We start from the raw sequence: 23,697 nt of genomic DNA on the forward strand, positions 1-23,697 counted from the left end.
TTCCTGAAGCAGTGGCGTTGCCTTAGCCGTGCGCGAGCACGGCCAGCAGCAGAAGCGCCACGATGTTGGTGATCTTGATTGCCGGGTTGACCGCCGGGCCGGCGGTGTCCTTGTAGGGATCGCCAACCGTGTCGCCGGTGACCGAAGCCTTGTGCGCTTCGGACCCCTTGAGGTGCTTGACGCCGTCCTTGTCGACAAAACCGTCCTCGAACGACTTCTTGGCATTGTCCCAGGCGCCGCCGCCCGAAGTCATCGAGATGGCGACGAACAGGCCGTTGACGATGACGCCGAGCAACGAGGCGCCGAGCGCCGCAAAGGCGGACGCCTTGGAGCCCGAGATCAGCTGCACGCCGAAATAGACGACGAGCGGCGCCAGCACCGGCAGCAGCGAGGGGATGATCATTTCGCGGATCGCCGCCTTGGTCAGAAGGTCGACGGCGCGGGCATAGTTTGGCTTGGAGGTGCCGGCCATGATGCCCGGATCCTCGCGGAACTGCTTGCGCACTTCCTCGACGATGGCGCCGGCCGCACGGCCGACGGCCGTCATGGCGATGCCGCCGAACAGATACGGGATCAGACCGCCGAAGATCAGGCCGGCTACGACGTAGGGATTGGAGAGGTCGAAGGAGACATCGCCCATGCCCTGGAAGTACGGATATTTGTCGCCATTGGCGGCAAAGAACTTCAAATCGTTCGAATAGGCCGCAAACAGCACCAGCGCGCCGAGGCCGGCCGAACCGATGGCATAGCCCTTGGTCACCGCCTTGGTGGTGTTGCCGACCGCGTCGAGCGCGTCGGTGGAGTGGCGCACTTCCTTGGGCAGGCCGGCCATTTCGGCAATGCCGCCGGCATTGTCGGTGACCGGGCCGAAGGCGTCGAGGGCGACGATCATGCCGGCAAGGCCGAGCATGGTGGTGACCGCGATCGCCGTGCCGAACAGGCCGGCGAGCTGGTAGGTCGAGATGATGCCGCCGACGATGACGATTGCCGGCAGTGCGGTCGATTCGAGCGACACCGCAAGTCCCTGGATGACGTTGGTGCCGTGACCGGTCACCGAGGCCTGGGCGATGGAGTTCACCGGGCGCTTGTTGGTGCCGGTATAATATTCGGTGATCACCACGATAAGACCGGTCACAACGAGACCGATCAGGCCGCAGATGAACAGGTTCTTGCCGATGATGGTCATGCCGGCGACGGTGCCGACCTCGCCCCAGCCGACGGTTGCCGAGGTAGCGACACCGAGACCGACGATCGACAGCAGGCCGGTGACGATCAGGCCTTTGTAGAGGGCGCCCATGATCGAGCCGTTGGAACCGAGCTTGACGAAGAAGGTGCCGACGATCGAGGTCAGGATACAGGCGCCGCAGATGGCGAGCGGATAGAGCATCGCCGCACCCAGAGCGGCGGTTCCGCCGAAGAAGATGGCAGCCAGCACCATGGTGGCAACGACGGTCACCGCATAGGTCTCGAAGAGGTCGGCGGCCATGCCGGCGCAATCACCGACATTATCGCCGACATTGTCGGCGATGGTGGCCGGGTTGCGCGGATCGTCTTCGGGAATACCGGCTTCGACCTTGCCCACGAGATCGCCGCCGACGTCGGCGCCCTTGGTGAAGATGCCGCCGCCCAGACGGGCGAAGATCGAGATCAGCGAAGCGCCGAAGCCGAGCGAAACCAGCGCATCGATGACGATGCGGTCATTGGGCTGCAGGCCCATCGGGCCGGTCAGAATATAGTAGTAAATCGACACGCCGAGCAGCGCCAGGCCAGCCACCAGCATACCGGTGATGGCGCCCGACTTGAAGGCGATGTCGAGACCGGCGGCGAGGCTGTTGGACGCCGCCTGCGCGGTGCGCACATTGGCGCGCACCGAGACGTGCATGCCGATGAAACCGGCGGCGCCCGAAAGCACGGCGCCGATCAGGAAGCCGACCGCGGCGGTGATCGAAAGCAGCCACCAGGCGAGCACGAGCACGACCACGCCGACAATGGCGATGGTGGTGTACTGGCGCGCCAGATAGGCCTGCGCGCCTTCGCGGATGGCGGCGGAAATTTCCTGCATGCGTGCATTGCCCTGATCGGCTGCAAGAACCGATCGTGTCGCCCAGATGGCGTAAAGGATTGAAAGCAAGCCGCAGGCGATGACGGCAGAAATGATGGTCATTGCCGAATTTTCCTCGATTGATGGCCCAAAAGAACCCCTCCCTGGGCCGTTGGTGCGGGGAGCGGATAAGCCTAGGCGGAATCCGTCCTTCGCAGCGGTGTATGCGAAACAGGGCTCGGAACGTCAAGATATTGTTCGGTTTTTGCCCCGCTTTCAGCCAAAAGGTTTAGGCCACAACATTCCCATTGCCGATGCCCTGCTATTAGATCGATTGAAATGACGCCGCGTCAGTCAATGCTTTGCCCGCAGTCCAGCGAAGGTCAGTCGCCAGTCTCCTGCCCCATCTTGCGCGCGGTGTAGCGCTCGATGGCGGACAGTCCGTCATAGATCAGCACCGCCAGCGCCGCGACGATCAGGCCGCCTTGCAGGACGAAGGCGAGATTGTTGGACAGCAGGCCGGCGATGATCACCTCGCCCAGCGTCTTGGCGGCAACCGTCGAGCCGATCGTCGCCGTGGCCAGGCTGATCACCACCGACAGCCTTATGCCGCCCAGAATGATCGGCGCACTCAGCGGCAATTCAACCTTGATCAGCCTTTGCCAGCCGGTCATGCCGGCGCCGCGCGCGGCCTCCATGATGTTGCCCGGCAGCGTTGTGAGGCCGGTCAGCGCGTTCTCGAAGATCGGCAGCAGGCCGTAGAGAAACAGCGCAATCAGCGTCGGCTTCTCGCCGAAACCGACGGCGGGCACCGCCAGCGCCAGCACCGCCACCGGCGGAAAGGTCTGGCCGATATTGACCAGACTGCGCGACAGCGGCAGGAATTCGGCGCCCGCCGGCCTGGTCACCAGGATGGCAAGCGCCACGGCAACGATGGTTGCAGCGACGGTAGCGATCAGCACGGTCCTGAGATGCAGCAGGGTCAGCGTCAGCAGGCTGCCCTGATTGTAGATCGCCGGCGCATTGTTTTCGGTCAGCGGCTTCAACAGCGGCTCGAACCAGCCGGGATTGGTGACGAAGGCTATGAGAAGCACCACCAGGGCAAGCCTGAGCAGCGAAGGCAGCCAGGCTTTTAGACCGGCCCCTTTCATGCCGGCCTCGCCGCGCGCTTCACCAGCCCGTCGACGGTGACGCGGCCGAGCGGCTTGCCGTCTTCGCCCTTGACCGGCAGCGCCGGCCGGCCCGACCACAGAAGCTCGGCCAGCGCGTCGCGCTGGCTGGCGTCGCCTGGGATCGCCTCGCCTTCGGCAGACCCCTTTTCCACGGCCTCGCGCACGCGGCCGAGCGACAAGAGCCGGAACGGCTTTTCGCTGGCGCCGACCAGGGTTTCGACGAAGGCGTTCGCCGGCCGCGCCAGGATCTCTTCCGGCTTGGCGTATTGCACCAGCTTTCCGGCATCCATGACGGCGATCTTGTCGCCCATGTGGACGGCCTCCTCCATGTCGTGGGTAACGAGGATCATGGTGGTGCCGAAGCGCTTCTGGATCGCCAGCAGGTCTTCCTGCGCCTTGGTGCGGATGATCGGGTCGAGTGCGCCGAACGGCTCGTCCATCAGAAGCACATTGGGCTCGGCGGCGAGCGCGCGCGCGACGCCGACACGCTGCTGTTGCCCGCCGGACAGTTCGTGCGGGTAGCGCGGGCCATAGGCCTCGGGGTCGAGCTGGTAGAGTGTCATCAACTCATCGACGCGGGCCTTGATGCGGTCCTTGTCCCAGCCCAGCAGGACCGGCACGGTGGCGATGTTCTGCGCAACGGTGCGGTGCGGGAACAGGCCGTGGCCCTGGATAGCGTAGCCGATGCTGCGGCGCAGCTCGTAGCCGGGCAGCGTGCGGTTGTCGTTGCCGTCGAGCTTGATGACGCCGGCGGTCGGCTCGACCAGCCGGTTGATCATTCGCAGCAGCGTCGTCTTGCCGGAACCGGAGGTACCGACAATGACGCAAACCGTGCGCGGCTCGACGACCATCGACACGTCGTCGACCACGGTCGTCGCGTCATAGCGCTTGGTAATGCCTTCGATCTCGATCATGCCGTTTCAACCCTGCGCCTGGTGGCGGTCATTTCGATCACTGCGTCGAGGATGATGGCCGCGGCGAAGGCCAGCGCCACCGTCGGCACGGCGCCGAGCAGCACCAGGTCCATTGCGGTCTGGCCGACGCCCTGGAAGACGAAGACGCCAAAGCCGCCGCCGCCGATCAGTGCGGCGATGGTGGCCAGGCCGATGTTCTGCACCAGCACGATGCGGATGCCGGTGAGGATCACCGGAAAGGCCAACGGAAACTCGACGCCGAACAGGCGCTGGCCATCGGTCATGCCCATGCCGCGCGCTGCATCATTGGCCGCGCGGGGTACGCCGGCAAGCCCGACCACGGTGTTGGCCACCACCGGCAGCAGCGAATAGAGGAACAAGGCAACGAAGGCCGGCGCGGTGCCGATGCCTCTGACACCGAGCGCTGCGGCACCCGGAACATGCGCGGCGACCCAGCCGAGCGGCGCGATCAGCAGGCCGAACAGCGCGATCGAGGGTATGGTCTGGACGATGTTGAGCACATTGAGCACGCCGGCCCGCAACCGTTCGACGCGGTGGCACAGGATGCCGAGCGGCAGGCCGACGATCACCGCCGCCGCCAGCGACCCCAGCGCCAGTGTGATGTGCTTGGAGCCTTCGGCCCAGAAACTATCGGCGCGGTTTGCATATTCCTTGAGGATCGACAGGCTGTCCCACTGCCCCGATATCAGCAACAAGCCGATGGCCAGCGCCGCGAGGACGAGCACGCCGATGCGGGCCGGTGGCGACAGGTTGAGCCTGGTCAGCACCTCGGCGAGCAACAATGTGAAGGCAAAGATCAACAGCCAGAAGCCGGAAGCCGGCGAGATGCGGGCGAAGGTGTTGCCGGCCGGCGTCAGGAAGGTGCCGGCGACACCGATCAGGATGGCAAGGGCGGCGAGCGCCACGACGCTTGCAGCCAGGCGCAGGACAAGCGGGGTTTTCAGCAACGCAACAATTGCGGCCACGACGACGACCGCCAGCAGCAGCGGCCCGACTGTGGCCGGCAGCGCCTCGAGGATCGAGCGCGCCTGACCGGGAACGATACGATTGGCGCGGAAGGTGGCGAACGGGGCCAGAAACGCCGCATAGGCAACGATCGCCGCGATAACCACGCCGAGCTTGTCGAAACGCAGGGTCATGGATGCCCCTCATGAGGAGCGATTTTCCACGTTGCGCAGACTACGCCGGTGATCGGCGAAAGCCGACGCGAAATCCGATCTCCCCCCTTGCGGGGGAGATGGCCGGCAGGCCAGAGGGGGGTGTGAAGGATCGCCAGCTTTCGAGCGTCGGCTTGTTCAGAAGCAACCCTGTCGAGGCACGCACCTGCTACCGGTTGTGAGGTCGGCGGGACAGCACCCCCCTCTGTCCTGCCGGACATCTCCCCCGCAAGGGGGGAGATCAGCAGCTTCCAGAGAGAGGTGTCTCGCACCAGCGTCACGATCAGCTATGCGCTGACTACTTCAAAAACCCGTTCTTCTTCAAAAAGTCCTCGGCGACACCCTTGACCGGCTCGCCGCCGACCTGGACGCGGCCGTTGAGTTCCTGCAGCGTGACGAGGTCGAGCTTGGCGAACACCGGCCTCAACAGCGTCTCGATCTCCGGATGCTCTTTCAGCACCGCTTCGCGGATGATCGGCGCCGGCTGGTAGACCGGCTGCACGCCCTTGTCGTCGGCGAGCACGACCAGGCCGGACGGCGCGATGCCGCCGTCGGTGCCGTAGACCATGGCGGCGTTGGCGCCGTTGGTCTGGTTGGCGGCAGCACCGATCGTCGCGGCGGTGTCGCCGCCCGAAAGCGTGATCAACTGCTCGGGCTTCAGCGTGAAGCCGTAAGTGGTCTGGAACGCCGGCAGGGCTGCCGCCGAATTGACGAACTCGGCTGAGGCCGCCAAAACCACGGTGCCGCCACCGGCGACATATTTGCCGAAGTCGGTCAGGGTCGCCAGCTTGTTGGTCTCGGCAACCTCCTTGCGCAGCGCGATCGCCCAGGTGTTGTTGGCCGGTGACGGCGACAGCCAGACGATCTTGTTGGCATCATAGTCGAGCTTCTTGGCGGTCTCATAGGCCTTGGCGGCATCCTTCCAGACCGGATCGTCGGCCTTCTCGAAGAAGAAAGCGGCATTGCCGGTGTACTCGGGATAGATGTCGATCTCGCCGGCAGTGATCGCCTTGCGTACCACCGGCGTGCCGCCGAGCTGGATGCGGTCGGTGGTCTTGATGTTGTTGGCGTTGAGCACAAGCTGGATGATGTTGCCGAGCACGCCGCCCTCGGTGTCGATCTTCGAGGAGACGACCACCTGGGCATTGGCGGAGGCGGCCGTGATGCCGAGCGCCAACGCCGCGCCGGCCAGAATCTTGACTGAAAACATTGTGAAAACCCCTTGCTTTGGACCGAAATGCGGTGGCCGCATATGAGCATGGCTTCAACGCCCCGTCGGGGCACACGGTTTCATAACAATGGGTACAGACGCAATAATTTTGTGCGGTCGCCGCGATTTCGGCCGCCGCGATGCTGACACGTCGTGCCAAGCCAAAGATAGAACCGGATCAGGCGCGGGCTTTGCGCGATCCGGTCAGTTTGAGCGCGCCAAGGGCGACGAAGCAGAGGGCGACGACCGGGAAAACCAGCCAGTTCAGCATCTCCCAGCCCCACGCATTGTAGATGGCGCCCGACATTAGCGAGGCGAAGGCGACGGAGCCGAACAGGACGAAGTCGTGGAAGCCCTGCACCTTGCTCTTTTCGGACGGATGGTAGCTGTCGGCGACCATGGAGGTGGCGCCGATGAAGGCAAAATTCCAGCCGAGGCCAAGCAGGATCAGCGCCGTCCAGAACTGCCACAAATGCAGGCCGGACAATGCCACCGCGGCGCAGCCGATGAGCAGGACCAGGCCGGTTGCGACGATGCGTTCGGCGCCGAAGCGATGGATCAGCGATCCGGTGAAGAAGCTCGGCGCAAACATCGCCATCACATGCCAGGAAATGCCGAGCGTGGCGTCGTCCGTCGACAGGCCGCAGCCGACCATGGCCAGCGGCGCGCCGGTCATGACGAAACTCATCAGCGCATAGCTGCCGACGGCGCAAAACAGTGCCGCGACGAAACGCGGCCGGGTGACGATCTCGGACAGCGGCCGGGCGTCGCTGGACGCGACTTGCGCGTGGCCGGGAGCCTTGGCCGGGATGCGCAGGAATGACAGGATGATGGCGCCGGCCGCCGCCAGAACCGGAATGGCCACGAACGAGCCGGCAAACATCACCGGCGCCAGCAATTCGCGGGTGAAGATGACGATCTGCGGCCCGAGAATCGCGGTGATGACGCCGCCGGCCAGCACGAAGGAAATGGCGCGCGCCTTGAATTCGGGCGGAGCATTATCGGCGGCGGCGAAGCGGAACTGCTGGACGAAGGCGCCGCCGACGCCGATCACCAGCAGCGCGAAAGCGAACAGCCAGAAGCTGGCGTGGAACAGAGCCAACGTGGAGATGACGCCGCCAAGCGCGGTGACGATGGTGCCGGTCATGAAACCGCCGCGCTGGCCGAGCCAACGGATGATGGCCGCGGCCGGCAACGCGCCGAGCGCCACGCCGATGTTGAAGCCGGTGATTGGCGCCGTTGCCAGCGACTTATCGGGGCCAAGCAGATATTGCCCGGCCAGCCCGCCCATGGAAATGGCAATCGGCGCAGCCGAACCGATAATCGCCTGCGACGTCGCCAGGATGATCGCCGTGCGGCGCGCTTCCCTTGCTGCGCCGGCGACGGTGCGGGTCACAATGCGTCCTTGCCGCGCCCCTCGCCCCGCACCCGGCGCGACACACGGTCGAGCACGGCGTTGGTCAGCTTCGGCTCGTCTTCCTCGTAGAAGGCCTTGGCGATGTCGACATATTCCGAAACGATGACGGCCACCGGCACGTCGTCGCGCTTCATCAGTTCGTAGACGCCAGCGCGCAGGATGGCGCGCAACGTCGAATCGAGTCTGGACAGCGGCCAGTCTTCGGTCAGCGCCTGGCGTATGATCGGATCGATGGTCGTCTGGTTCTCGACGACGCCGGCCAGGATGGCGCGGAACCACTGCGCGTCGGCCTCGCGATAAAGCGCGCCGTCGACTTCCTTGCCGAGCCGGAACGCCTCGTATTCGGCGGTGATCTCGAAGACGCCGCTGCCGGCCACGTCCATCTGGTAAAGCGCCTGCACGGCGGCCAGACGGGCGGCGCCACGCTTGTTGGCGTGGCGTATCGCGGGCTGGCCGGGCGAAGCGGGTTCGCTCACGATTGCGCTCCCAGCTTCTCCTTGAGCGCGATCATGGTCAGCGCCGCGCGCGCGGCAAAGCCGCCCTTGTCGCCCTCCGAGCGCTTGGCGCGCGTCCAGGCCTGCGCGTCGTTCTCGGTGGTCAGGATGCCGTTGCCGATCGCAATCGCTTCCTGCACCGAGAGATCCATCAGCGCGCGGCTCGATTCATTGGCGACGATGTCGAAATGATAAGTGTCGCCACGAATGATGGTGCCGAGCGCGACAAAACCATCATAGTCCTTGCCGCCCTCGCCCATGCCGTCGAGCGCAAAAGTGATCACTGCTGGAATTTCCAGCGAACCGGGAACGGTGACGACGTCATAGGTCGCGCCGGCTTCGTCGAGCGCGCTCGTCGCGCCGTCGAGTAGCGCGTCGGCAAGATCGTCATGAAAGCGCGCCTCGATAATCAGAAGGTGGGCCTTCTTCTTCGGGCGAATGAACGCTTTGCCGTGTTGGGATGTGCCTGCCATGAATGTCTCCGGGGGTAGCCGGTGACTTAGGCCGAAGCCGGTTTGATCGCAAGCGGAAGATTGCTGGAGGCGAAGCCTGGCCTAGCGCGTCTTTGGGCTGGGCGTCGGTAGCGGGCACTTGCTGCAGAGGCTTTCAGCCCAGACGAGAACAGCTTCGTGATCCACTAAACGACCCGCGTCTACATCGGCCATTGCTTCGCGCGTAAGCCGCTTTTTCTGTTCGATTGTGAGTCTTGCGGCCATCAAAGCCCCTCTTTCGCCGCCTCGACTAGGCGCGCGGCGTAGCGGGCCATCGTGTCGATCTCCAGGTTGACCTTGTCGCCGACCTTGCGCTCGCCCCAAGTGGTCACGGTCAGCGAATGATGGATCAAAAGCACGTCGAAACGGGTGCCCTCGACCTTGTTGACGGTAAGCGAGGTGCCGTCGAGTGCGACGGAGCCTTTTGGGGCAATGAATTTTGCCAGTTCGCGCCGCGCCTCCAGCGTGAAGCGAACGGCATCGCCTTCATCCTTGCGCTCGATGATTTCGGCCATGCCGTCGACATGGCCCGACACGATGTGCCCGCCGAGTTCGTCGCCGATCTTCAGTGCCCGCTCGAGATTGACCCTGGTGCCTGATTTCCAGCCCGACGCCGTGGTCAGCCTCAGTGCCTCTTCCCAGGCTTCGACCTCGAACCAGCGTGCGTTGGACCCGCCATCTGGCAGCGCCGTCACCGTCAGGCAGACGCCGCCGCAGGAGATCGAGGCACCGATGGCGATCGTCGCGGGGTCATAGGCGGTGTCGATGCGCAGGCCGACGCCTTCGCTCAGCGGCTTGACGGCCGCGACGGTGCCGATATCGGTGACAATTCCAGTGAACATTTCAGATATCTCTCACCCATTCGGCATAGCTGTCTTCCCCGAAGCGTATCTCGCGCAACTTGCGGAAGCCTGCCGGGATATGGTTGGCGTCGATGGGCGACGCAATGCCGCCCTCGCCGATCGCTTCCGGTCCCTGGAACAGCACGATGCGGTCGACCAGTCCTTCGGCGAGGAAGGCGCTGGCTACCTTGGCGCCGCCTTCGACCAGAACGCTGGCCATGCCGAGCGCGCCGAGATCCTCGAGCAGCTCCGGCAAGGCAATGCCGCCTTCATGGGTTTCGGTGCCGATGAAGCGCACACCGGCACGCTCCAGCACCGACCGCCGCAGCGGGTCGGCCTCCAGGCTCGCGGCGATATAGAGCGGCACCCGGTCGATGCCGGAGACCAGCTTCGAGGCTTCGGGCAGCCTGATCTGGCGGTCGAGCACGATGCGCGCCGGCGAGCGGTTCTCCAGCCCCGGCAGCCGCACGGTGAGCGCGGGATCATCCTCCAGCGCCGTACCGATGCCGACCAGTATGCCATCGGCTTCGGCGCGCATCAGATAGACTTCGCGGCGGGCGACATCGCCGGTGATCGCAACCTGGCCGGCGCCATACCTGCCGATCTTGCCGTCGCTGGAAAGCGCAAGCTTCAGAGTCACTTCCGGGCGCTTTTTCAGGGATCGAATCAAATAGCCGGCCATCTGCCCGGCGGCTTCCTCGACCAGCACCTTTTCGACCACTTCGATGCCGGCGGCGCGCAGGATGGCGTAGCCTTTGCCGGAGACGCGCGGATCGGGATCGCTGGCAGCGCCTACCACCCGCGCCACTCCGGCATTGACCAGCGCGTTGGCGCAAGGCGGCGTGCGGCCATGGTGGGCGCAGGGCTCCAGCGTGACATAGGCCGTGGCGCCGCGCGCCAACTCGCTGGCTTCAGCCAACGCCTCGGTCTCGGCATGCGGCCGGCCGCCGACGGCGGTGACGCCGGTGCCGACGATCATCGGCCCGGCGCCATCGTCGCGAACGATGATGGTGCCGACCGAAGGGTTGGTCGAGGTGCGGCCGGCATTTCTGCGCGAGAGCCTCAGCGCTGCGGCCATGAAGCGGCGATCGAGGGCCTGCTGATCGGCCTTCCCTGACGTTTGGCTTGCCATGCTCAGCCGGCGTCCTCTTCGCTCTTCAGCTCGTCGCCTTTGAGTTCGTCACCTTTGAGCTCACCCAGCACATCGTGAAAATCCTTGGCCTCACGGAAATTGCGATAGACAGAGGCGAAGCGGACATAGGCGACGTCGTCGAGCGACTTCAGCGCTTCCATGACGAGCCGGCCGACCTCGCCCGAGGCGATTTCCGTCTCGCCGGAGCTTTCGAGCTGGCGCACGATGCCGGTGACGGCGCGGTCGATGCGCTCGGGATCGACATTGCGCTTGCGCACCGCGATCTCCACCGAACGCAAGAGCTTGTCGCGGTCGAACGGCACCTTTCTGCCGGACTTCTTGACCACAACGAGATCGCGCAACTGGACGCGCTCGAAAGTGGTGAAACGGCCACCGCAATCGGGACAGACGCGCCGCCGGCGGATCGCCGCGCCATCCTCGGCGGGGCGCGAATCCTTCACCTGCGTATCTTCGGACTGGCAATAGGGACAGCGCATGGAGAGCCTTCAGGTTGGCGATTCTGGCGGAACGATAGGCTTAGAGGTTTTTGCCGGGACGGCAAAGGTTCGGCAACGGCCGCTCGCGCCCTCAGAGATAGCGAGGCGGGAGGAAAATTGCCAGCCGCGCCGATATGTCAGGGGGCGACGTCCTTGGTCGGGAAGCCGCAGGACGTTCCGAGGTTGCGGTAGGCCTTGGTGAAGCCGTCCATAGGGATGCTGGCGACGGCTTGCTTGCCGAACGTCACGTCGAGCGAGATGACCTGGCGCATGGCCCGCAACAAAGCGAGACTGGTCTTGGCCTGGTTGTCGACGGTCCAGCTCGGGCGGCCGGCATCATTGGAATAGACGGTCGCGGAAACCTTGACGCCGGGGTCGCCAAAGGTCGCGGCGATCTTCTTGCCGGTCGGCAGCTCCTTGTTGGCGACGGTGAACATGATCGCCGGATAGGCATCGGGCGGCAGGGCGTCGCCAGTCGAGATCGAAAGCGTCAGCGTGCCGGCATTGCCGCCGCCATCGACAAAGGCCGTGGAGGCAGCGCAGGTCTTGTGGGAATCCTGGCCGGTGTCGAGCGCATCGATGATGGTGGTCCACCTGCCAAAGGTGTTTGTGGCGGGGATATCCGTGCCCGGCTGCGGCTGCTGCTGGGCGATCGCGCCCGACACGGCGACAGCGGCAAGCGAGCCGATGAAGGCCAGAACGGCAGGATGGAACATGCGCATCGTCAGATCTCCAACAGGCCGCGCCGCCCGGACAGCAAGCGGCGCAGAGCGCGGGATAAAAGACGAAGCGCCGCTGGTGGTCAACCGAGATAGGGATAGAGCGGGAAACGATCGGTCAGCGCCACGACCTTGGCCTTCACGGCTGCTTCCACAGCCGCATTGCCTTCGTCGGAATTGGCGACCTTCAGCCCGTCCAGCACTTCGGCGATCAGCTTGCCGATCTCGCGGAACTCGGCCTGGCCGAAGCCGCGCGTGGTGCCGGCCGGCGTGCCCAGACGCACGCCAGAGGTGACGAAAGGCTTTTCCGGATCGAACGGGATGCCGTTCTTGTTGCAGGTGATGTTGGCGCGGCCGAGCGCTGCCTCGGCGCGCTTGCCGGTGGCGTTCTTGGGCCTGAGATCGACGAGCATCAGATGGTTGTCGGTGCCGCCGGAGACGATGTCGAGGCCGGTTTCCTTGAGGCTCGACGCCAGCGCCTTGGCGTTGGCGGCGACGCTCTCGGCATAGAGCTTGAAGCTCGGCTTCAGCGCCTCGCCGAAGGCGACCGCCTTGGCGGCGATGACATGCATCAGCGGGCCGCCCTGCAGGCCGGGGAAAACCGCCGAGTTCATCTTCTTGGCGATGTCCTCGTCATTGCACAGGATCATGCCGCCGCGCGGGCCGCGCAACGATTTGTGCGTGGTCGTGGTCACGACATGGGCGTGCGGCAGCGGTGACGGATGCACGCCGCCGGCAACCAGGCCGGCGATATGGGCCATGTCGACCATCAGATAGGCGCCGACCGCATCGGCGATCTCGCGAAAGCGCTTCCAGTCCCAGATGCGCGAATAGGCGGTGCCGCCGGCCAGGATCAGCTTCGGCTTGGTCTCATGCGCGGTCTTTTCGATCGCATCCATGTCGAGCAGATGGTCGTCCTTGCGCACGCCATAGGAAACGACCTTGAACCATTTGCCGCTCATATTGACGGGCGAGCCGTGCGTCAGGTGGCCGCCGGAGTTCAGGTCGAGGCCCATGAAGGTATCGCCCGGCTGCAGCAGCGCCAGGAAGACCGCCTGGTTCATCTGGCTGCCGGAATTCGGCTGGACATTGGCGAAGTTGCAGCCGAACAGCTTTTTGGCGCGCTCGATAGCGAGTTCCTCGGCGACGTCGACGAACTGGCAGCCGCCATAATAGCGCTTGCCCGGATAACCCTCGGCGTATTTGTTGGTCATGATCGAGCCCTGCGCCTCGAGCACGGCGCGCGAAACGATGTTTTCCGAGGCGATCAGCTCGATCTCGTGACGCTGGCGGCCAAGCTCGTTGCGGATCGAGCCGAAGATCTCCGGATCGGCATCTTCCAGCGTGGTTTCGAAGAAGGATTCGAATTTGTTCGACGCTGCCGCTGCAGTTGCCATGGCCTGAAATCCTTCGGTTCGGGGCATTTATCTATGCATATCGTTGCCCGAAACCGCTGCACGGTTCCGGGCGACATGCATTGCCGCGCCATTAACACAGTTGTTTTCGCCTCGCCACGTTTGCAGCGCGAAATTTGCTGGCCGGATTGCGCCAGAGCGGCCCTGAACCGCTATTTTCGCTCCTGCCGCCCCTGCAGCAAGGCTTCGGTGAGCGTGATCTCGGTAAACAACGCCCTCGCCGTGTGGTCGTTGATCGCGCCGCTGCTTAACATGTCGCGCACGGCGGTGAGCTCGGCCTCGATGCCGGCAAGCCGCATTTCGAGCTCCAGCCGCCCGGCTTCGCGGGCCTCGGCCCGGGCGTCATCGGCCTCGTCCGAAGTGGCGATGCGGCGCCGGTAGCCGGCGACGATGTTCTCGGCGGCGGCAAGCCTGGCGCATGGCCGGCGCCACCAGCCCCGCCTCGTGGGACTTCGAACGGAAAGGCCACTTGCGGTGGCCTTTCCTGACTGAGATCAGCCGCTTAAAGCGAAGAGGTGATCTGCAGTTCGCTGGCGCCATCGAGCGCGTAGACGTCGTCGCGGAACTGCACGACTCCCGAACCCGTCGACCAGGCCGACACATAGAGGAAGTGGACCGGGACCGGGTTGACGACCTGCACCGGCGTGTTCTCGCCGGTCTTGATGGTCGCCTCGAAATGCTGGCGGTCCCAGCCGGGCGTGTCGCGCAGGATCCATGTGACGAGGTCGCGCACGTTCTGGACACGCACGCAGCCCGAGGAATCGAAGCGCATCATCTTGCCGAACAGGCTCTGCTGCGGCGTGTCGTGCATGTAGACGCCGTCGGGGCTGGGGAAGTTGATCTTGACCGAAGCCATGGCGTTGCCGGAGCCCGGATCCTGGCGGAAGCGGTATTTTGCGGCATCGTCCGTCGACCAGTCGACAGTCATCGGATCGACTTCGCTGCCATCCGGCGCAAACAGGCGGATGTGGCTGTCCTTGAGATAGTCGGGGTTCTTCCGCATCAGCGGAATGATGTCCTTGCGCACGATCGAGACCGGCGCGTTCCAGTAAGGATTGACGATGATCTCGTTGATCTTGGAATTGACCACCGGGGTCTGGCGGTCGATCTTGCCGACGATTGCGGTGTGGCGCAGCACGACGCGATCGTTCTCGACCGCCTCGATCTGTGCCGCCGGGATATCGACCAGCACATAACGGCTGCCCAGCGTGCCGGCCTTTTCGCGCAGGCGCTCCAGATTGGTCTGCAGCTGACCGAGGCGGATCTGCGCCGAAACGTTCATCGCGGCATAGGTGTATTTGCCCATGGCGCCGTCGGCCGGCAGGCCATGGCGCGCCTGGAAGCGCTTGACCGCGGCGTCGACATAGGAATCGAACGACGTCGAAATGCCGGCGCTCTGCGCCAGGTCGCCCGAAACCATCAGCCGCTTGCGCAGCGGCACCACGTCCGGATCGTCGACGCCAAGCTGCAGCTTCTTTGTCGCCGGCACCTCGCCCCAGCCGCCCTGGGCGACGATGTTCTGATACTGCGCCACAGCCTGTTCGGTGAAGGCAACCGTCTGCAGGCTGAAGATCGGCAGCGTCGAGGCGACCTTGCCGCCTTCGGAGGCGCGGGCGTCGAACTGGTCGTCCCAATTGCCACGGTTCGAAGACTTCAGGATATCGTCGATCACATCCTGCGCGCTGGCGGCATTGGCAACCATGGCAACGGCGAGCGCGGAAGCTCCGGAAAGGAAAAAGCGGCGGCTGGTTCTCATGGACGTTCCAGACATTCTTGTCGTGTTTGGCTTGTAGCGTTTGGCTGTTGCAGCGTTCGGCTACGTGCTCGATGTTGGGCGATATCGCCCGCACTCTAAAGTTGGCATTGTTAACAATTAGCCAACCATGACCTGCGTCACCTGGCCGTCAAAAGCGGACGGCGATGCGACCTTACAGGCGCGCGAACAGCTTTCGCCGCCGCATACCCACAGCCCTCGCTTCCACCGCGAATATGGCGGCAACGTGGCTTTGCGCCGAATTGGAAGCGCAGGCGGCTCGAAAAAGAAAAGGCCGGTGCTTTTCGGCACCGGCCTGTTGACTGAGACTTGCCTCCGGCCGCGCTTCTTCCGGCGCAGCTGCTATTCAATGGCCCGCTGATTACATCCGGTAGGCGATGGTGTCGTTCCAGAAGCGGTCGAGGCGCTGCAGCGCGCGGTTCATCTGCTTGAACTCTTCGCTGTTGATGCCGCCGACCTGTTCGATCGAGCCGACATGGCGCTCATAGAGACCGGCGACGACTTCCGCCACTTCATTGCCCTTCGGCGTCAGCGAAACGCGGACCGAACGGCGGTCGATGCGCGAGCGCTGGTGGTTGATGAAGCCGAGATCGACCAGCTTCTTCAGATTGTAGGAGACATTCGAGCCGAGATAGTAGCCACGCGAGCGCAGCTCGCCGGCGGTCAGCTCGGAGTTGCCGATGTTGAACAGAAGCAGCGCCTGGATGGCATTGATGTCGGAACGGCCATTGCGGTCGAACTCGTCCTTGATCACGTCAAGCAGACGGCGATGCAGACGCTCGACCAGCTGCAGCGATTCCATGTAAAGCGAACGGATAGCCTCGCGGCGATCGTCGGATACGTTGGCGGTCTTCGCCGCCGGACGCGAATTGATCATTGTCTTTGCCTCTCGTTTGTCGCCCTGGTGATTTTTTGTTTTTCACCTTGATTGCGACACTATCGAATACTCATAAAATTCGACTTAAACGCTAGGGCTAACAAGAGCTTACCGGTAATAGGTTTCGCAAGACGCTTAACGAACGGTCACCCGAGCAAGGATAATTAACCTAAAGATTTAGCCAATGGCTGCGGGGCGGCGTTTCAGGCGCGCGCAGGGCGCTTGCGCATCCAGATGACGACGCGGAAGGCGATGTAGAGCAGCGCGACCGCGGCATGCGAGAAGACGATCAGCGGCCGGTGGCCGTAGAGATCGGGGAAGCCGGCATACATGATGGTCTCGGTGACAGCACAGATGAACCAGATCACCGGGCCCCACGACGCCAGCATCCACAGGCCGGCGGCGGCGAAGGGGAAGAACACGGCCAGCATCACCGCCACGACCTGCCAGTGCACCGGCATCAGGTCGAAGCGCCACAGCGGGCCGGGATAAAAACCGATCAGCCGGATCCAGTACAGGATGCCGAACAGCAGGCAATAGCCCGCTATGACGCGCTGGAACCAGGCGAAGATGATCTCGACGCCCGAGGGCTGCAGCACGATGCGCCGCGACGTGACCTCGCTCACAGTTCGAGCTCCCGTTCGAGCGGCGCGAAATAGGCGTCCACCGAAGCAGCGTCGACCTCGGCCAGGCTTGCCGGCCGCCACTGCGGCGTCGAACCCTTGTCGACGAGGACGGCGCGGATGCCTTCATAGAAGTCGTGCCCGGCCAGCATGCGGTTGAGGATGCGGAACTCCATCTTCATGCAGGCTTCCATCGACAGCGTCAGCCCGGCGCTGATCTGGCGCCACGCGACATTGAGGCTGGTCGGCGAGCGGGTGCGGATGGTGGCGAGCGTCTTGGCGGCAAACTCGTCGGCGCCTGCCGCCCGCTCCAGGCTCTTGAGGATTTCGGCGAGCGAGGGTTGGGAAAAATGCCGGGCAATGGCTTCCAGCACCGGCTGGCCGGTCTCCCGCCTGGCCGGCACGAAAAAGCCGCGCAGCACCGATTCCGGATCGCCATTGGCGCAGAGCCGGTCGAGAAAGGCAGCCTGGTCGGCGGCCTTGATGGTGTGGGTAGCCAGGCCAGACCACAGCGCATCGCCATAGCGGATGCGGTTGCCGGTCAGCGCCAGATACATGCCGAAGCTGCCGCCAAGGTCGGGCAGAAGATGGCTGCCGCCGACATCGGGGAAGAAACCGATGCCGACTTCGGGCATGGCGAACTGGGCGTTCTCGGTCAGCACACGCTGCGAACCGTGGAAAGAGATGCCGACGCCGCCGCCCATAACGATCCCGTCGATCAGCGCGACATAGGGCTTTTTGTAACTGTTGATGCGGGCGTTGAGCCGGTATTCGTCGGCGAAGAACTCGACCGGCGGCTTCCCGGCGCGGGCCTCGTAGACGTGCATGATGTCGCCGCCGGCGCAAAACGCTCTGCCCTCGGCCTTGACGACGACGACATCGACGCCGGTATCGCGTTCAAAAGCGTCGAGCGCCTTGTCCAGCGCCTTGATCATGCGATGTGTCAGCGCATTGAGCGCCTGCGGCCGCGTCAGCGTGACGACGCCTGCCTTGCCCAACCGTTCGAAGCGGATCTCGTCGCCGCCGCCAAAGTCCATCGTCAGAGAATCCCTCCCCGCGCCTGCGGGACTGAAGTGCTAAAGGTGGCGCATGGGTGCGTCAACCGGCGGGCGCGGTTTGGATTTTCGCAAGGCAACGCGACCGTGCTTTGCCCCCGACAGAAATGCGCGCAAAATTGCCGGGCAAAACAGCCTTTCTTCTGATGCAGGGACAAACGCATGACGCTTCAAACCGCAGCGCCGAGCCATGGCTGGGAGATGCCGAAAAAGTTCGACCCGGATGATGTTCTCAGCCGCCCGCTGATGGCCAATCTGGCGACCGTGACCGCTGACGGCGCGCCGCGCAACGCGCCGATGTGGTTCATCTGGGAGGACGCTGCGATCTGGCTACTCGGCTCGACCGGCGCAAGTGCTGTCAAACACCTCGAACGTGACCCGCGCTGCGCCGTGGAGATCGTCCATTTCGACAATGAGGCCGGCATCCTGCTGCATCTCGGCCTGCGCGGCGTCGCCACCATAGAAGCGATGGCGCCGAACCGCTTCAAACGGCTGCTGCACAAATATCTCGGCCCGGAGGCGACCTGGAACCGCTGGTTCATCGACAATGTCGCCGACATCGGCCATCCGGACGGGCGCCTGATCCGGCTCGCCCCGGAGAGCACCTTCACCAACAATGTGTCGTTCTTCAAAACCGGCCCAGAACTGGCGTGGCCGCCGAAGCCGTAAGCAGCGCGTTATCGACTGGCACAATCGTGTCGCATTGGTCAGCGGCAAGGCCTCGTGGTAAAAGCCGCCCCGACCCGGAGTTTTTGCGATGAACAAATTCACCCCCGCGACGAGCAACAAATTCGCACCGGCAAAGCCCGCCGGTGCGCGCAGCGTCGACGAGATCACCGGCAGCCGCCGCTTGCGGCGCATGCGCAAGGCCGACTGGTCGCGCCGCCTGGTGCAGGAAAACCGGCTTACGGTGAACGATCTGATCTGGCCGATCTTCGTGATCGACGGCAAGAACACGCGCGAGCCGATCGCCGCCATGCCCGGCGTCTTCCGCCTGTCGCTGGACCTCGCCGTCAAGGAGGCCGAGCGGGCCGCTAAGCTCGGCATTCCGGCGATCGCCACCTTCCCCAATGTTGAACTCAGCCTGCGCGACCAGACGGGATCGCACATCCTCGACCCGGAAAACATCATCAACCGCGCCACCCGCGCCATCAAGGACGCGGTGCCGGAGATCGGCATCATCACCGATGCGGCGCTCGACCCGTTCACCTCGCACGGCCATGACGGCATCTTGCGCGACGGCATCATCGTCAATGACGAGACGGTGGAACAGGTGACCGCCGCGGCCGTCATCCAGGCGGCGGCCGGCGCCGACATCATCGCGCCGTCCGACATGATGGACGGCCGCATCGGCGCCATCCGCGACGCGCTCGACGCCAATGGTTTTCAGGATGTGGCGATCATGTCCTATGCGACGAAATTCGCCTCCGCCTTCTACGGCCCCTACCGCGAGGCGGTCGGCACCGCCGGCCTGCTCAAGGGTGACAAGAAGACCTACTATCTCGACCACGCCAATTCCGACGAAGCGGTGCGCGAGGCCGAGCAGGACATCGCCGAGGGCGCCGACATGCTGATGGTCAAGCCCGGTCTGCCCTATCTCGACATCATCCGGCGGTTGAAGGATGAGTTCCAGATGCCGACCTTCGCCTACCAGGTTTCGGGCGAATATTCGATGATCAAGGCGGCGGCTGCCAATGGCTGGATCGACGGCGAGAAAGCGATGCTGGAATCGCTGCTCGCCTTCAAGCGCGCCGGCTGCGACGGCATCCTGACTTACTTCGCGCCGGAAGTGGCGCAGATGCTGAAGGGATAAATTTCACTCCAGCACATAACTCTCTTTGACATTTCTTGTTTCGAAATCCAGCCGACCGCTCCCGTAAACCGACATGTCTTGGAACAAGTCGGGATTCTTGATGCCTGCTTCAACACAGGCTTCTCTCAATTTGGGGGTGCAAATGACAATGCCCATGTTCTTCTGTTTGAAGATATGCGCATCGCCAACAATCTCCTCCTTGAAATAGAAGCAGGCGCCTCCGGCGCGGTCGTAGTGGACGCCTCCATTCTCGCCGATCAAAAGCCTAAACTTCGACGATTCGAGATCCACGGCATCAATCTTGCGAACGATGTCGCAAAGGTAGTGCTTTGGTTCGATCGGCTTTCCGCTCAAATAGAATACGTCGCAGTCGTTAAACACGACCCCATCGGGGTCGACTGACTGCAGAACGTCCTTCAGGCGCTCGGATACAAGCCAGTAACAATGAAAATCTTCTAAGTCTTTTGGTGGCCTGCAATAGTCTGTCGCTTCAGGCCGTAGCCTGGGCGTCTCCGGGTACTCAGGAAAGCCGTATCCCCCAAACTCCGTCGGCCCGAGCAGTATGCGGGATGGCGGCACCAAAGCTTGGGCGTTTTCCAGCTGAAGACAATGGGACCCGCCGCGATATGTCGGTCCGATCTGGAAGAATTTTCCATGTTTCTTGAATTTCGCCTCTTTGCGGAAAACCCGCTCTGGGACTTGAGCTGGCCTATTCTGCGGGCGGTTCCGGTTGGCAAACAGTTTTGCAATGAGTGAAATAATGGTCACGTGCGCGCCTGCTCAGTTTACCGACTTTCGAGTTCAAGACTAAATCGCGTGAGAGTACCCGTCCACCTGCTTCGCGCCCGAAGTGGCGCAAATGCTGAAGGGCTAGCCGGAACCCGGACTTTCCGGGTTCCGGCTTTTCCTCACGCCTTTGGCAAATAAGGAATCGTTCCGGCGAGATCGGTATCGTCGATCAGCTGGAAGCGGCTGTCGCTGCCCTTCTGACGCTCCGCCACAAACGGAGCGTATTGCGGATCGTTGGTGAAGGCTTCGGCTGCCTTTGCCGACGGAAACGCCATGATGGCGATCAGGCTGGTGTCGAGCGGCTTGCCCTCCAGCGTCTTCACATTGCCGCTGCGGGCGAGATACTTGCCGCCATGCTTGTGGACGAGGTCATGCACCGAAGCGGCATAGGCCGGCACCCATTTGTCGTCCTTCACCTTGATGTCTGCGATCACGTAAGCGGTCATTGTCCAACTCCTCATGGATCGGCACCGGACTGCCCGGTGACGTGACCGCTGCCTCGCATGGCGGCGCCGGACCGCTCCAGTCACAGAACTGTACCGGGGGTGCCAGTACAGCTTCTGTACTGGCTGAACTCAGGTTTTCTGAATAAGGTCCGGCAACATCTTTTGGAGCTCACCACATGACACAAGCCGGTTACAAGCAATTCTGCCCGCTCTCCATGGCCGCCGAGCTGCTCTGCACACGCTGGACCATGGTGCTGCTGCGCGAACTGGTGGCGGGATCGACCCGCTTCAACGATTTGCGCCGCGGCGTGCCGAAAATGTCGCCAACCCTTCTGTCGCAACGGCTCAAGGACCTCGAGGCCGGCGGCATCGTCGAGCGGACCGAGATCGCGACCGAGAAGGGCGTGTTCGAATACCGGCTGACCGAGGCGGGCCGGGATTTGCGCCCGGTTGTCGAGGCGATGGGGTTTTGGGGCCAGAAATGGGTCGAGGCCAGGCTGTCGCTCAAAAACCTCGATCCGTCGCTGCTGATGTGGGACATGCGGCGCAATCTGAACCCCAGTCCGCTGCCGGACGGGCGCACCGTGATACAATTCCTGTACCATGACCTGCCGGCGTCAAAACGATCGTGGTGGCTGATCGTCGAAAAGCAGGGCGAGGTCGATCTTTGCTGGTACGATCCGGGCTTCGACGTCGATCTCTACGTCTCGACCGATCTGTGCACCATGACCTCGATCTGGATGGGGCTGACGACAGTTCACAAGGAACGCGACAAGATCAGCCTGACCGGCGATCTCGACGTCGCCGGCAAGATGCAGATCTGGCTTGGGCTCAGCCCGTTTGCCGTGATGCCGAAGCGCGTGGCGGCTTGAGGTCCCTGCGCATTCCACAGATCGGCTTGCCTCTAAAAATACTAGTTGCAAGATGCAATCAGTTTGAATACTGATTGCAAATCACAACTGGTCACCGAAAGGGAGTCTCCATGTGCAAACTTCGCGTCAATGCCTTCACCTTGTCGCTCGACGGTTTCGGCGCCGGTCCTGACCAGGACCTGCAAAATCCGCTCGGCGTTGGTGGCGAATATCTGCACAAATGGATGACCGGCACCCGCACCTTCCATGAGATGGTCGGCAAGGATGGCGGCACCACCGATGTGGACGACCGGTTCACTGTCCGCAGCTTCGACAATGTCGGGGCCTGGATCCTCGGCCGCAACATGTTCGGCCCAATCCGCGGCGAATGGCCAGACGAGAGCTGGAAAGGCTGGTGGGGCGACAACCCGCCCTATCACGTGCCGACCTTCGTGCTGACCCACTACAAGCGCGACCCCATTGTGATGGAAGGCGGCACCGTTTTCCACTTCGTTGCCGGCGGCATCCACGCCGCGCTCGAACAAGCAAAGGCCGCGGCCGGCGGCAAGGATGTCCGCGTCGGCGGCGGCGTTTCCACCATCCGGCAATATCTGCAAGAGAAGCTCATCGACGAGTTGCATCTGGCGGTGTCGCCGGTGTTGCTCGGGAGGGGCGAGAGCCTGTTTGCCGGGCTGGATATGCTGAAGCTGGGTTACCAGTGCACCGAGCAGGTGGCGACAGCGCTCGCCACGCATGTGACGATCAAGCGGGTGTAGTGGCGAAGTGATAGGCGCAGGCTTCTTTCTCCCCGTTCTACGGGGAGAAATGCCCGGCAGGCAATGAGGGGCAGCGCTGCTTTTGGAGGTTAGCAGCGTCCGACGGCTGTGAATTCGTCGATGCCGGCGCTGCCCCTCATCCGCCCTTCGGGCACCTTCTCCCCGTGAAACGGGGAGAAGGAGAAGTGCTCAATACTTCTCCGGCACGTAAAGCTCGCGCGGCAGGACCTGGCGCTCGTACTCCGGGTTGAACACCCGCTCGGGCAGCGTGATTTCTTCGTGCGGCACGTCCTCATAGGGCAGCTGTTTGAGGAGATGGTCGATGCAGTTCAGCCGCGCCCGCTTCTTGTCGTTGCCTTCGACGATGTACCACGGTGCCTCTGGGATGTTGGTGCGGGCAAACGTCTCTTCCTTGGCCTTGGTGTACTGCTCCCAGCGCACGCGCGACTGCAGGTCCATCGGCGACAGCTTCCACTGCTTCATCGGATCGTGGATGCGCATCATGAAGCGCATCTGCTGTTCCTCGTCGGTGATCGAGAACCAGTATTTGACCAGCGTGACGCCGGAGCGGACCAGCATGCGCTCGAACTCCGGCACATCGCGGAAGAACTCTTCGACCTGATCGGGTTCGGCAAAGCCCATCACCCGCTCGACGCCGGAGCGGTTGTACCAGGAGCGGTCGAACAGCACGATCTCGCCGCCGGCCGGCAGATGCGGCACGTAGCGCTGGAAATACCATTGTGACTTTTCGCGCTCGGTCGGCGCCGGCAGCGCCACGACGCGGCAGATGCGCGGGTTGAGGCGCTGGGTGATGCGCTTGATGACGCCGCCCTTGCCGGCGGAATCACGGCCCTCGAAAACCACCACCAGCTTCTTCTTGTGGTAGGCAACCCAGGACTGCAGCTTGATCAGTTCCGACTGCAAGCCGATCAGGTCGCGGAAATACTGCATGCGATCGATCGACGGCGGATGCGCGTTCTTGTAGATCTTGGCGATCTCCAGCGACAGCGCCGGCTCCGAGATTTCCAGCTCATAGTCCTCATCGAGCGTGTCGGCGAGTTCGGCTTCCAGCCAATCCCTGGCCGCAGAATTCTGCTTTAGCTCATTCATTTCCAATGCTCCGCTTGCCGGCTGACATGAAACCCTGAGCCGACTTGATATAGGCCGGCAA

The 23,697-nt window shown here is 63.3% G+C and carries 27 protein-coding genes; 5 read left to right on the forward strand and 22 right to left on the reverse strand.

Annotated elements, in window-relative coordinates:
- Positions 1-22 precede the first annotated feature (22 nt).
- The 16 genes from NKL06_RS02415 to NKL06_RS02485 form a co-directional block, all read right to left on the reverse strand.
- The gene (locus tag NKL06_RS02415) at positions 23-2,164 is read right to left on the reverse strand and encodes a sodium-translocating pyrophosphatase (protein ID WP_023689501.1); all 2,142 of its coding nucleotides are present in this window, start codon (positions 2,162-2,164) and stop codon (positions 23-25) included.
- Between the two features lie 260 nt (positions 2,165-2,424).
- Complete coding sequence (locus NKL06_RS02420) at positions 2,425-3,192, reverse strand: ABC transporter permease (protein ID WP_023693265.1); 768 nt, start codon at positions 3,190-3,192, stop codon at positions 2,425-2,427.
- Positions 3,189-4,127 (reverse strand): ABC transporter ATP-binding protein, encoded by a 939-nt coding sequence (locus tag NKL06_RS02425; RefSeq protein WP_023693264.1) that lies wholly within the window; start codon positions 4,125-4,127, stop codon positions 3,189-3,191. Before NKL06_RS02425 ends, NKL06_RS02420 begins: the two co-directional genes overlap by 4 nt.
- Positions 4,124-5,287, reverse strand: a complete 1,164-nt coding sequence (locus NKL06_RS02430) for an ABC transporter permease (RefSeq protein ID WP_023693263.1) — start codon at positions 5,285-5,287, stop codon at positions 4,124-4,126. The genes NKL06_RS02425 and NKL06_RS02430 overlap by 4 nt, the downstream gene beginning before the upstream one ends.
- A 316-nt stretch (positions 5,288-5,603) precedes the next feature.
- Positions 5,604-6,515, reverse strand: a complete 912-nt coding sequence (osmF, locus tag NKL06_RS02435) for a glycine betaine ABC transporter substrate-binding protein OsmF (protein ID WP_023693262.1) — start codon at positions 6,513-6,515, stop codon at positions 5,604-5,606.
- A gap of 178 nt (positions 6,516-6,693) precedes the next feature.
- The gene (locus NKL06_RS02440) at positions 6,694-7,911 is read right to left on the reverse strand and encodes an MFS transporter (protein ID WP_023693261.1); all 1,218 of its coding nucleotides are present in this window, start codon (positions 7,909-7,911) and stop codon (positions 6,694-6,696) included.
- Positions 7,908-8,408: a transcription antitermination factor NusB gene (nusB, locus tag NKL06_RS02445; RefSeq protein WP_023682390.1), complete on the reverse strand. Its 501-nt coding sequence runs from the start codon at positions 8,406-8,408 to the stop codon at positions 7,908-7,910. Before nusB ends, NKL06_RS02440 begins: the two co-directional genes overlap by 4 nt.
- Positions 8,405-8,899, reverse strand: a complete 495-nt coding sequence (gene ribH / locus NKL06_RS02450; protein ID WP_023693260.1) for a 6,7-dimethyl-8-ribityllumazine synthase — start codon at positions 8,897-8,899, stop codon at positions 8,405-8,407. The genes nusB and ribH overlap by 4 nt, the downstream gene beginning before the upstream one ends.
- A gap of 81 nt (positions 8,900-8,980) precedes the next feature.
- Positions 8,981-9,142: a hypothetical protein gene (locus tag NKL06_RS32675; protein WP_502896317.1), complete on the reverse strand. Its 162-nt coding sequence runs from the start codon at positions 9,140-9,142 to the stop codon at positions 8,981-8,983.
- Positions 9,142-9,759, reverse strand: coding sequence for a riboflavin synthase (locus NKL06_RS02455; RefSeq protein WP_023693259.1), 618 nt, complete (start codon positions 9,757-9,759; stop codon positions 9,142-9,144). Before NKL06_RS02455 ends, NKL06_RS32675 begins: the two co-directional genes overlap by 1 nt.
- A 1-nt stretch (position 9,760) precedes the next feature.
- Positions 9,761-10,891 (reverse strand): bifunctional diaminohydroxyphosphoribosylaminopyrimidine deaminase/5-amino-6-(5-phosphoribosylamino)uracil reductase RibD, encoded by a 1,131-nt coding sequence (gene ribD / locus NKL06_RS02460; RefSeq protein WP_023693258.1) that lies wholly within the window; start codon positions 10,889-10,891, stop codon positions 9,761-9,763.
- Between the two features lie 2 nt (positions 10,892-10,893).
- Complete coding sequence (gene nrdR, locus NKL06_RS02465) at positions 10,894-11,388, reverse strand: transcriptional regulator NrdR (protein ID WP_023669351.1); 495 nt, start codon at positions 11,386-11,388, stop codon at positions 10,894-10,896.
- A 137-nt stretch (positions 11,389-11,525) separates the two neighbouring features.
- Positions 11,526-12,110: an invasion associated locus B family protein gene (locus NKL06_RS02470; RefSeq protein ID WP_023693257.1), complete on the reverse strand. Its 585-nt coding sequence runs from the start codon at positions 12,108-12,110 to the stop codon at positions 11,526-11,528.
- Positions 12,111-12,190: 80 nt separating this feature from the next.
- On the reverse strand, positions 12,191-13,504 hold the full coding sequence (glyA, locus tag NKL06_RS02475; RefSeq protein WP_023669349.1) for a serine hydroxymethyltransferase: 1,314 nt from the start codon (positions 13,502-13,504) through the stop codon (positions 12,191-12,193).
- A gap of 170 nt (positions 13,505-13,674) precedes the next feature.
- Positions 13,675-13,821 carry a hypothetical protein gene (locus NKL06_RS02480; RefSeq protein ID WP_023693256.1) on the reverse strand — a complete coding sequence of 49 codons (147 nt, stop codon included), beginning with the start codon at positions 13,819-13,821 and terminating at the stop codon, positions 13,675-13,677.
- Positions 13,822-14,024: 203 nt separating this feature from the next.
- Positions 14,025-15,278 carry a L,D-transpeptidase family protein gene (locus NKL06_RS02485; RefSeq protein ID WP_023693255.1) on the reverse strand — a complete coding sequence of 418 codons (1,254 nt, stop codon included), beginning with the start codon at positions 15,276-15,278 and terminating at the stop codon, positions 14,025-14,027.
- A gap of 127 nt (positions 15,279-15,405) precedes the next feature.
- On the opposite strand from NKL06_RS02485, the gene NKL06_RS02490 reads away from it, so the two are divergent.
- Positions 15,406-15,657, forward strand: a complete 252-nt coding sequence (locus NKL06_RS02490; RefSeq protein WP_023693254.1) for a hypothetical protein — start codon at positions 15,406-15,408, stop codon at positions 15,655-15,657.
- Here the strand turns inward: NKL06_RS02490 and ldtR are convergent, their stop codons facing one another.
- The 3 genes from ldtR to NKL06_RS02505 all read right to left on the reverse strand — a co-directional run bounded on the left by ldtR (position 15,658) and on the right by NKL06_RS02505 (position 17,833).
- The gene (gene ldtR / locus NKL06_RS02495) at positions 15,658-16,173 is read right to left on the reverse strand and encodes a transcriptional regulator LdtR (RefSeq protein WP_023672997.1); all 516 of its coding nucleotides are present in this window, start codon (positions 16,171-16,173) and stop codon (positions 15,658-15,660) included.
- A 203-nt stretch (positions 16,174-16,376) separates the two neighbouring features.
- Positions 16,377-16,799, reverse strand: a complete 423-nt coding sequence (locus NKL06_RS02500) for a DUF6163 family protein (RefSeq protein WP_023682398.1) — start codon at positions 16,797-16,799, stop codon at positions 16,377-16,379.
- Positions 16,796-17,833 (reverse strand): enoyl-CoA hydratase/isomerase family protein, encoded by a 1,038-nt coding sequence (locus NKL06_RS02505; RefSeq protein ID WP_023693253.1) that lies wholly within the window; start codon positions 17,831-17,833, stop codon positions 16,796-16,798. The genes NKL06_RS02500 and NKL06_RS02505 overlap by 4 nt, the downstream gene beginning before the upstream one ends.
- 180 nt (positions 17,834-18,013) lie before the next feature.
- Between NKL06_RS02505 and NKL06_RS02510 the strand changes: the two genes are divergently transcribed.
- Together NKL06_RS02510 and hemB are read left to right on the forward strand one after the other, a co-directional pair.
- Entirely contained in the window at positions 18,014-18,520 is a 507-nt protein-coding gene (locus NKL06_RS02510; RefSeq protein ID WP_031208744.1) for a pyridoxamine 5'-phosphate oxidase family protein, read from the forward strand.
- Between the two features lie 88 nt (positions 18,521-18,608).
- Positions 18,609-19,664 (forward strand): porphobilinogen synthase, encoded by a 1,056-nt coding sequence (hemB, locus tag NKL06_RS02515; protein ID WP_023693252.1) that lies wholly within the window; start codon positions 18,609-18,611, stop codon positions 19,662-19,664.
- Between the two features lie 3 nt (positions 19,665-19,667).
- On the opposite strand, the gene NKL06_RS02520 is transcribed toward hemB, so the two are convergent.
- Together NKL06_RS02520 and NKL06_RS02525 are read right to left on the reverse strand one after the other, a co-directional pair.
- Positions 19,668-20,432 (reverse strand): imm11 family protein, encoded by a 765-nt coding sequence (locus NKL06_RS02520; RefSeq protein WP_023693251.1) that lies wholly within the window; start codon positions 20,430-20,432, stop codon positions 19,668-19,670.
- A gap of 140 nt (positions 20,433-20,572) precedes the next feature.
- Positions 20,573-20,899 (reverse strand): DUF1330 domain-containing protein, encoded by a 327-nt coding sequence (locus NKL06_RS02525; protein ID WP_023693250.1) that lies wholly within the window; start codon positions 20,897-20,899, stop codon positions 20,573-20,575.
- A 176-nt stretch (positions 20,900-21,075) separates the two neighbouring features.
- Here NKL06_RS02525 and NKL06_RS02530 point away from each other — a divergent pair, with 176 nt between their 5' ends.
- A complete protein-coding gene (locus tag NKL06_RS02530) occupies positions 21,076-21,771 on the forward strand; it encodes a winged helix-turn-helix transcriptional regulator (protein WP_023682403.1) in 696 nt (231 codons plus the stop codon).
- 110 nt (positions 21,772-21,881) lie between these two features.
- Positions 21,882-22,526 carry a dihydrofolate reductase family protein gene (locus NKL06_RS02535; protein ID WP_023693249.1) on the forward strand — a complete coding sequence of 215 codons (645 nt, stop codon included), beginning with the start codon at positions 21,882-21,884 and terminating at the stop codon, positions 22,524-22,526.
- 189 nt (positions 22,527-22,715) lie between these two features.
- On the opposite strand, the gene ppk2 is transcribed toward NKL06_RS02535, so the two are convergent.
- The gene (gene ppk2, locus NKL06_RS02540; protein ID WP_023689516.1) at positions 22,716-23,636 is read right to left on the reverse strand and encodes a polyphosphate kinase 2; all 921 of its coding nucleotides are present in this window, start codon (positions 23,634-23,636) and stop codon (positions 22,716-22,718) included.
- Positions 23,637-23,697 lie beyond the last annotated feature (61 nt).

Origin of the sequence: Mesorhizobium sp. C268A (assembly GCF_040324475.1) — a bacterium.
Lineage (GTDB): Bacteria > Pseudomonadota > Alphaproteobacteria > Rhizobiales > Rhizobiaceae > Mesorhizobium.

What these genes read in the sequence shown, in the direction of transcription:
- NKL06_RS02430 (WP_023693263.1), bottom strand. Translation starts at nt 5,287, where the DNA reads ATGACCCTGCGTTTCGACAAGCTCGGCGTGGTTATCGCGGCGATCGTT.
- NKL06_RS02425 (WP_023693264.1), bottom strand. Translation starts at nt 4,127, where the DNA reads ATGATCGAGATCGAAGGCATTACCAAGCGCTATGACGCGACGACCGTG.
- ribH (WP_023693260.1), bottom strand. Translation starts at nt 8,899, where the DNA reads ATGGCAGGCACATCCCAACACGGCAAAGCGTTCATTCGCCCGAAGAAG.
- NKL06_RS02525 (WP_023693250.1), bottom strand. Translation starts at nt 20,899, where the DNA reads ATGACCGCTTACGTGATCGCAGACATCAAGGTGAAGGACGACAAATGG.
- NKL06_RS02415 (WP_023689501.1), bottom strand. Translation starts at nt 2,164, where the DNA reads ATGACCATCATTTCTGCCGTCATCGCCTGCGGCTTGCTTTCAATCCTT.
- NKL06_RS02535 (WP_023693249.1), top strand. Translation starts at nt 21,882, where the DNA reads ATGTGCAAACTTCGCGTCAATGCCTTCACCTTGTCGCTCGACGGTTTC.
- NKL06_RS02455 (WP_023693259.1), bottom strand. Translation starts at nt 9,759, where the DNA reads ATGTTCACTGGAATTGTCACCGATATCGGCACCGTCGCGGCCGTCAAG.
- NKL06_RS02420 (WP_023693265.1), bottom strand. Translation starts at nt 3,192, where the DNA reads ATGAAAGGGGCCGGTCTAAAAGCCTGGCTGCCTTCGCTGCTCAGGCTT.
- NKL06_RS02470 (WP_023693257.1), bottom strand. Translation starts at nt 12,110, where the DNA reads ATGCGCATGTTCCATCCTGCCGTTCTGGCCTTCATCGGCTCGCTTGCC.
- glyA (WP_023669349.1), bottom strand. Translation starts at nt 13,504, where the DNA reads ATGGCAACTGCAGCGGCAGCGTCGAACAAATTCGAATCCTTCTTCGAA.
- NKL06_RS02490 (WP_023693254.1), top strand. Translation starts at nt 15,406, where the DNA reads ATGACCTGCGTCACCTGGCCGTCAAAAGCGGACGGCGATGCGACCTTA.
- osmF (WP_023693262.1), bottom strand. Translation starts at nt 6,515, where the DNA reads ATGTTTTCAGTCAAGATTCTGGCCGGCGCGGCGTTGGCGCTCGGCATC.
- NKL06_RS02505 (WP_023693253.1), bottom strand. Translation starts at nt 17,833, where the DNA reads ATGGACTTTGGCGGCGGCGACGAGATCCGCTTCGAACGGTTGGGCAAG.
- ppk2 (WP_023689516.1), bottom strand. Translation starts at nt 23,636, where the DNA reads ATGAATGAGCTAAAGCAGAATTCTGCGGCCAGGGATTGGCTGGAAGCC.
- NKL06_RS32675 (WP_502896317.1), bottom strand. Translation starts at nt 9,142, where the DNA reads ATGGCCGCAAGACTCACAATCGAACAGAAAAAGCGGCTTACGCGCGAA.
- ribD (WP_023693258.1), bottom strand. Translation starts at nt 10,891, where the DNA reads ATGGCAAGCCAAACGTCAGGGAAGGCCGATCAGCAGGCCCTCGATCGC.
- NKL06_RS02530 (WP_023682403.1), top strand. Translation starts at nt 21,076, where the DNA reads ATGACACAAGCCGGTTACAAGCAATTCTGCCCGCTCTCCATGGCCGCC.
- NKL06_RS02485 (WP_023693255.1), bottom strand. Translation starts at nt 15,278, where the DNA reads ATGAGAACCAGCCGCCGCTTTTTCCTTTCCGGAGCTTCCGCGCTCGCC.
- hemB (WP_023693252.1), top strand. Translation starts at nt 18,609, where the DNA reads ATGAACAAATTCACCCCCGCGACGAGCAACAAATTCGCACCGGCAAAG.
- nrdR (WP_023669351.1), bottom strand. Translation starts at nt 11,388, where the DNA reads ATGCGCTGTCCCTATTGCCAGTCCGAAGATACGCAGGTGAAGGATTCG.
- NKL06_RS02480 (WP_023693256.1), bottom strand. Translation starts at nt 13,821, where the DNA reads ATGCGGCTTGCCGGCATCGAGGCCGAGCTCACCGCCGTGCGCGACATG.
- NKL06_RS02510 (WP_031208744.1), top strand. Translation starts at nt 18,014, where the DNA reads ATGACGCTTCAAACCGCAGCGCCGAGCCATGGCTGGGAGATGCCGAAA.
- ldtR (WP_023672997.1), bottom strand. Translation starts at nt 16,173, where the DNA reads ATGATCAATTCGCGTCCGGCGGCGAAGACCGCCAACGTATCCGACGAT.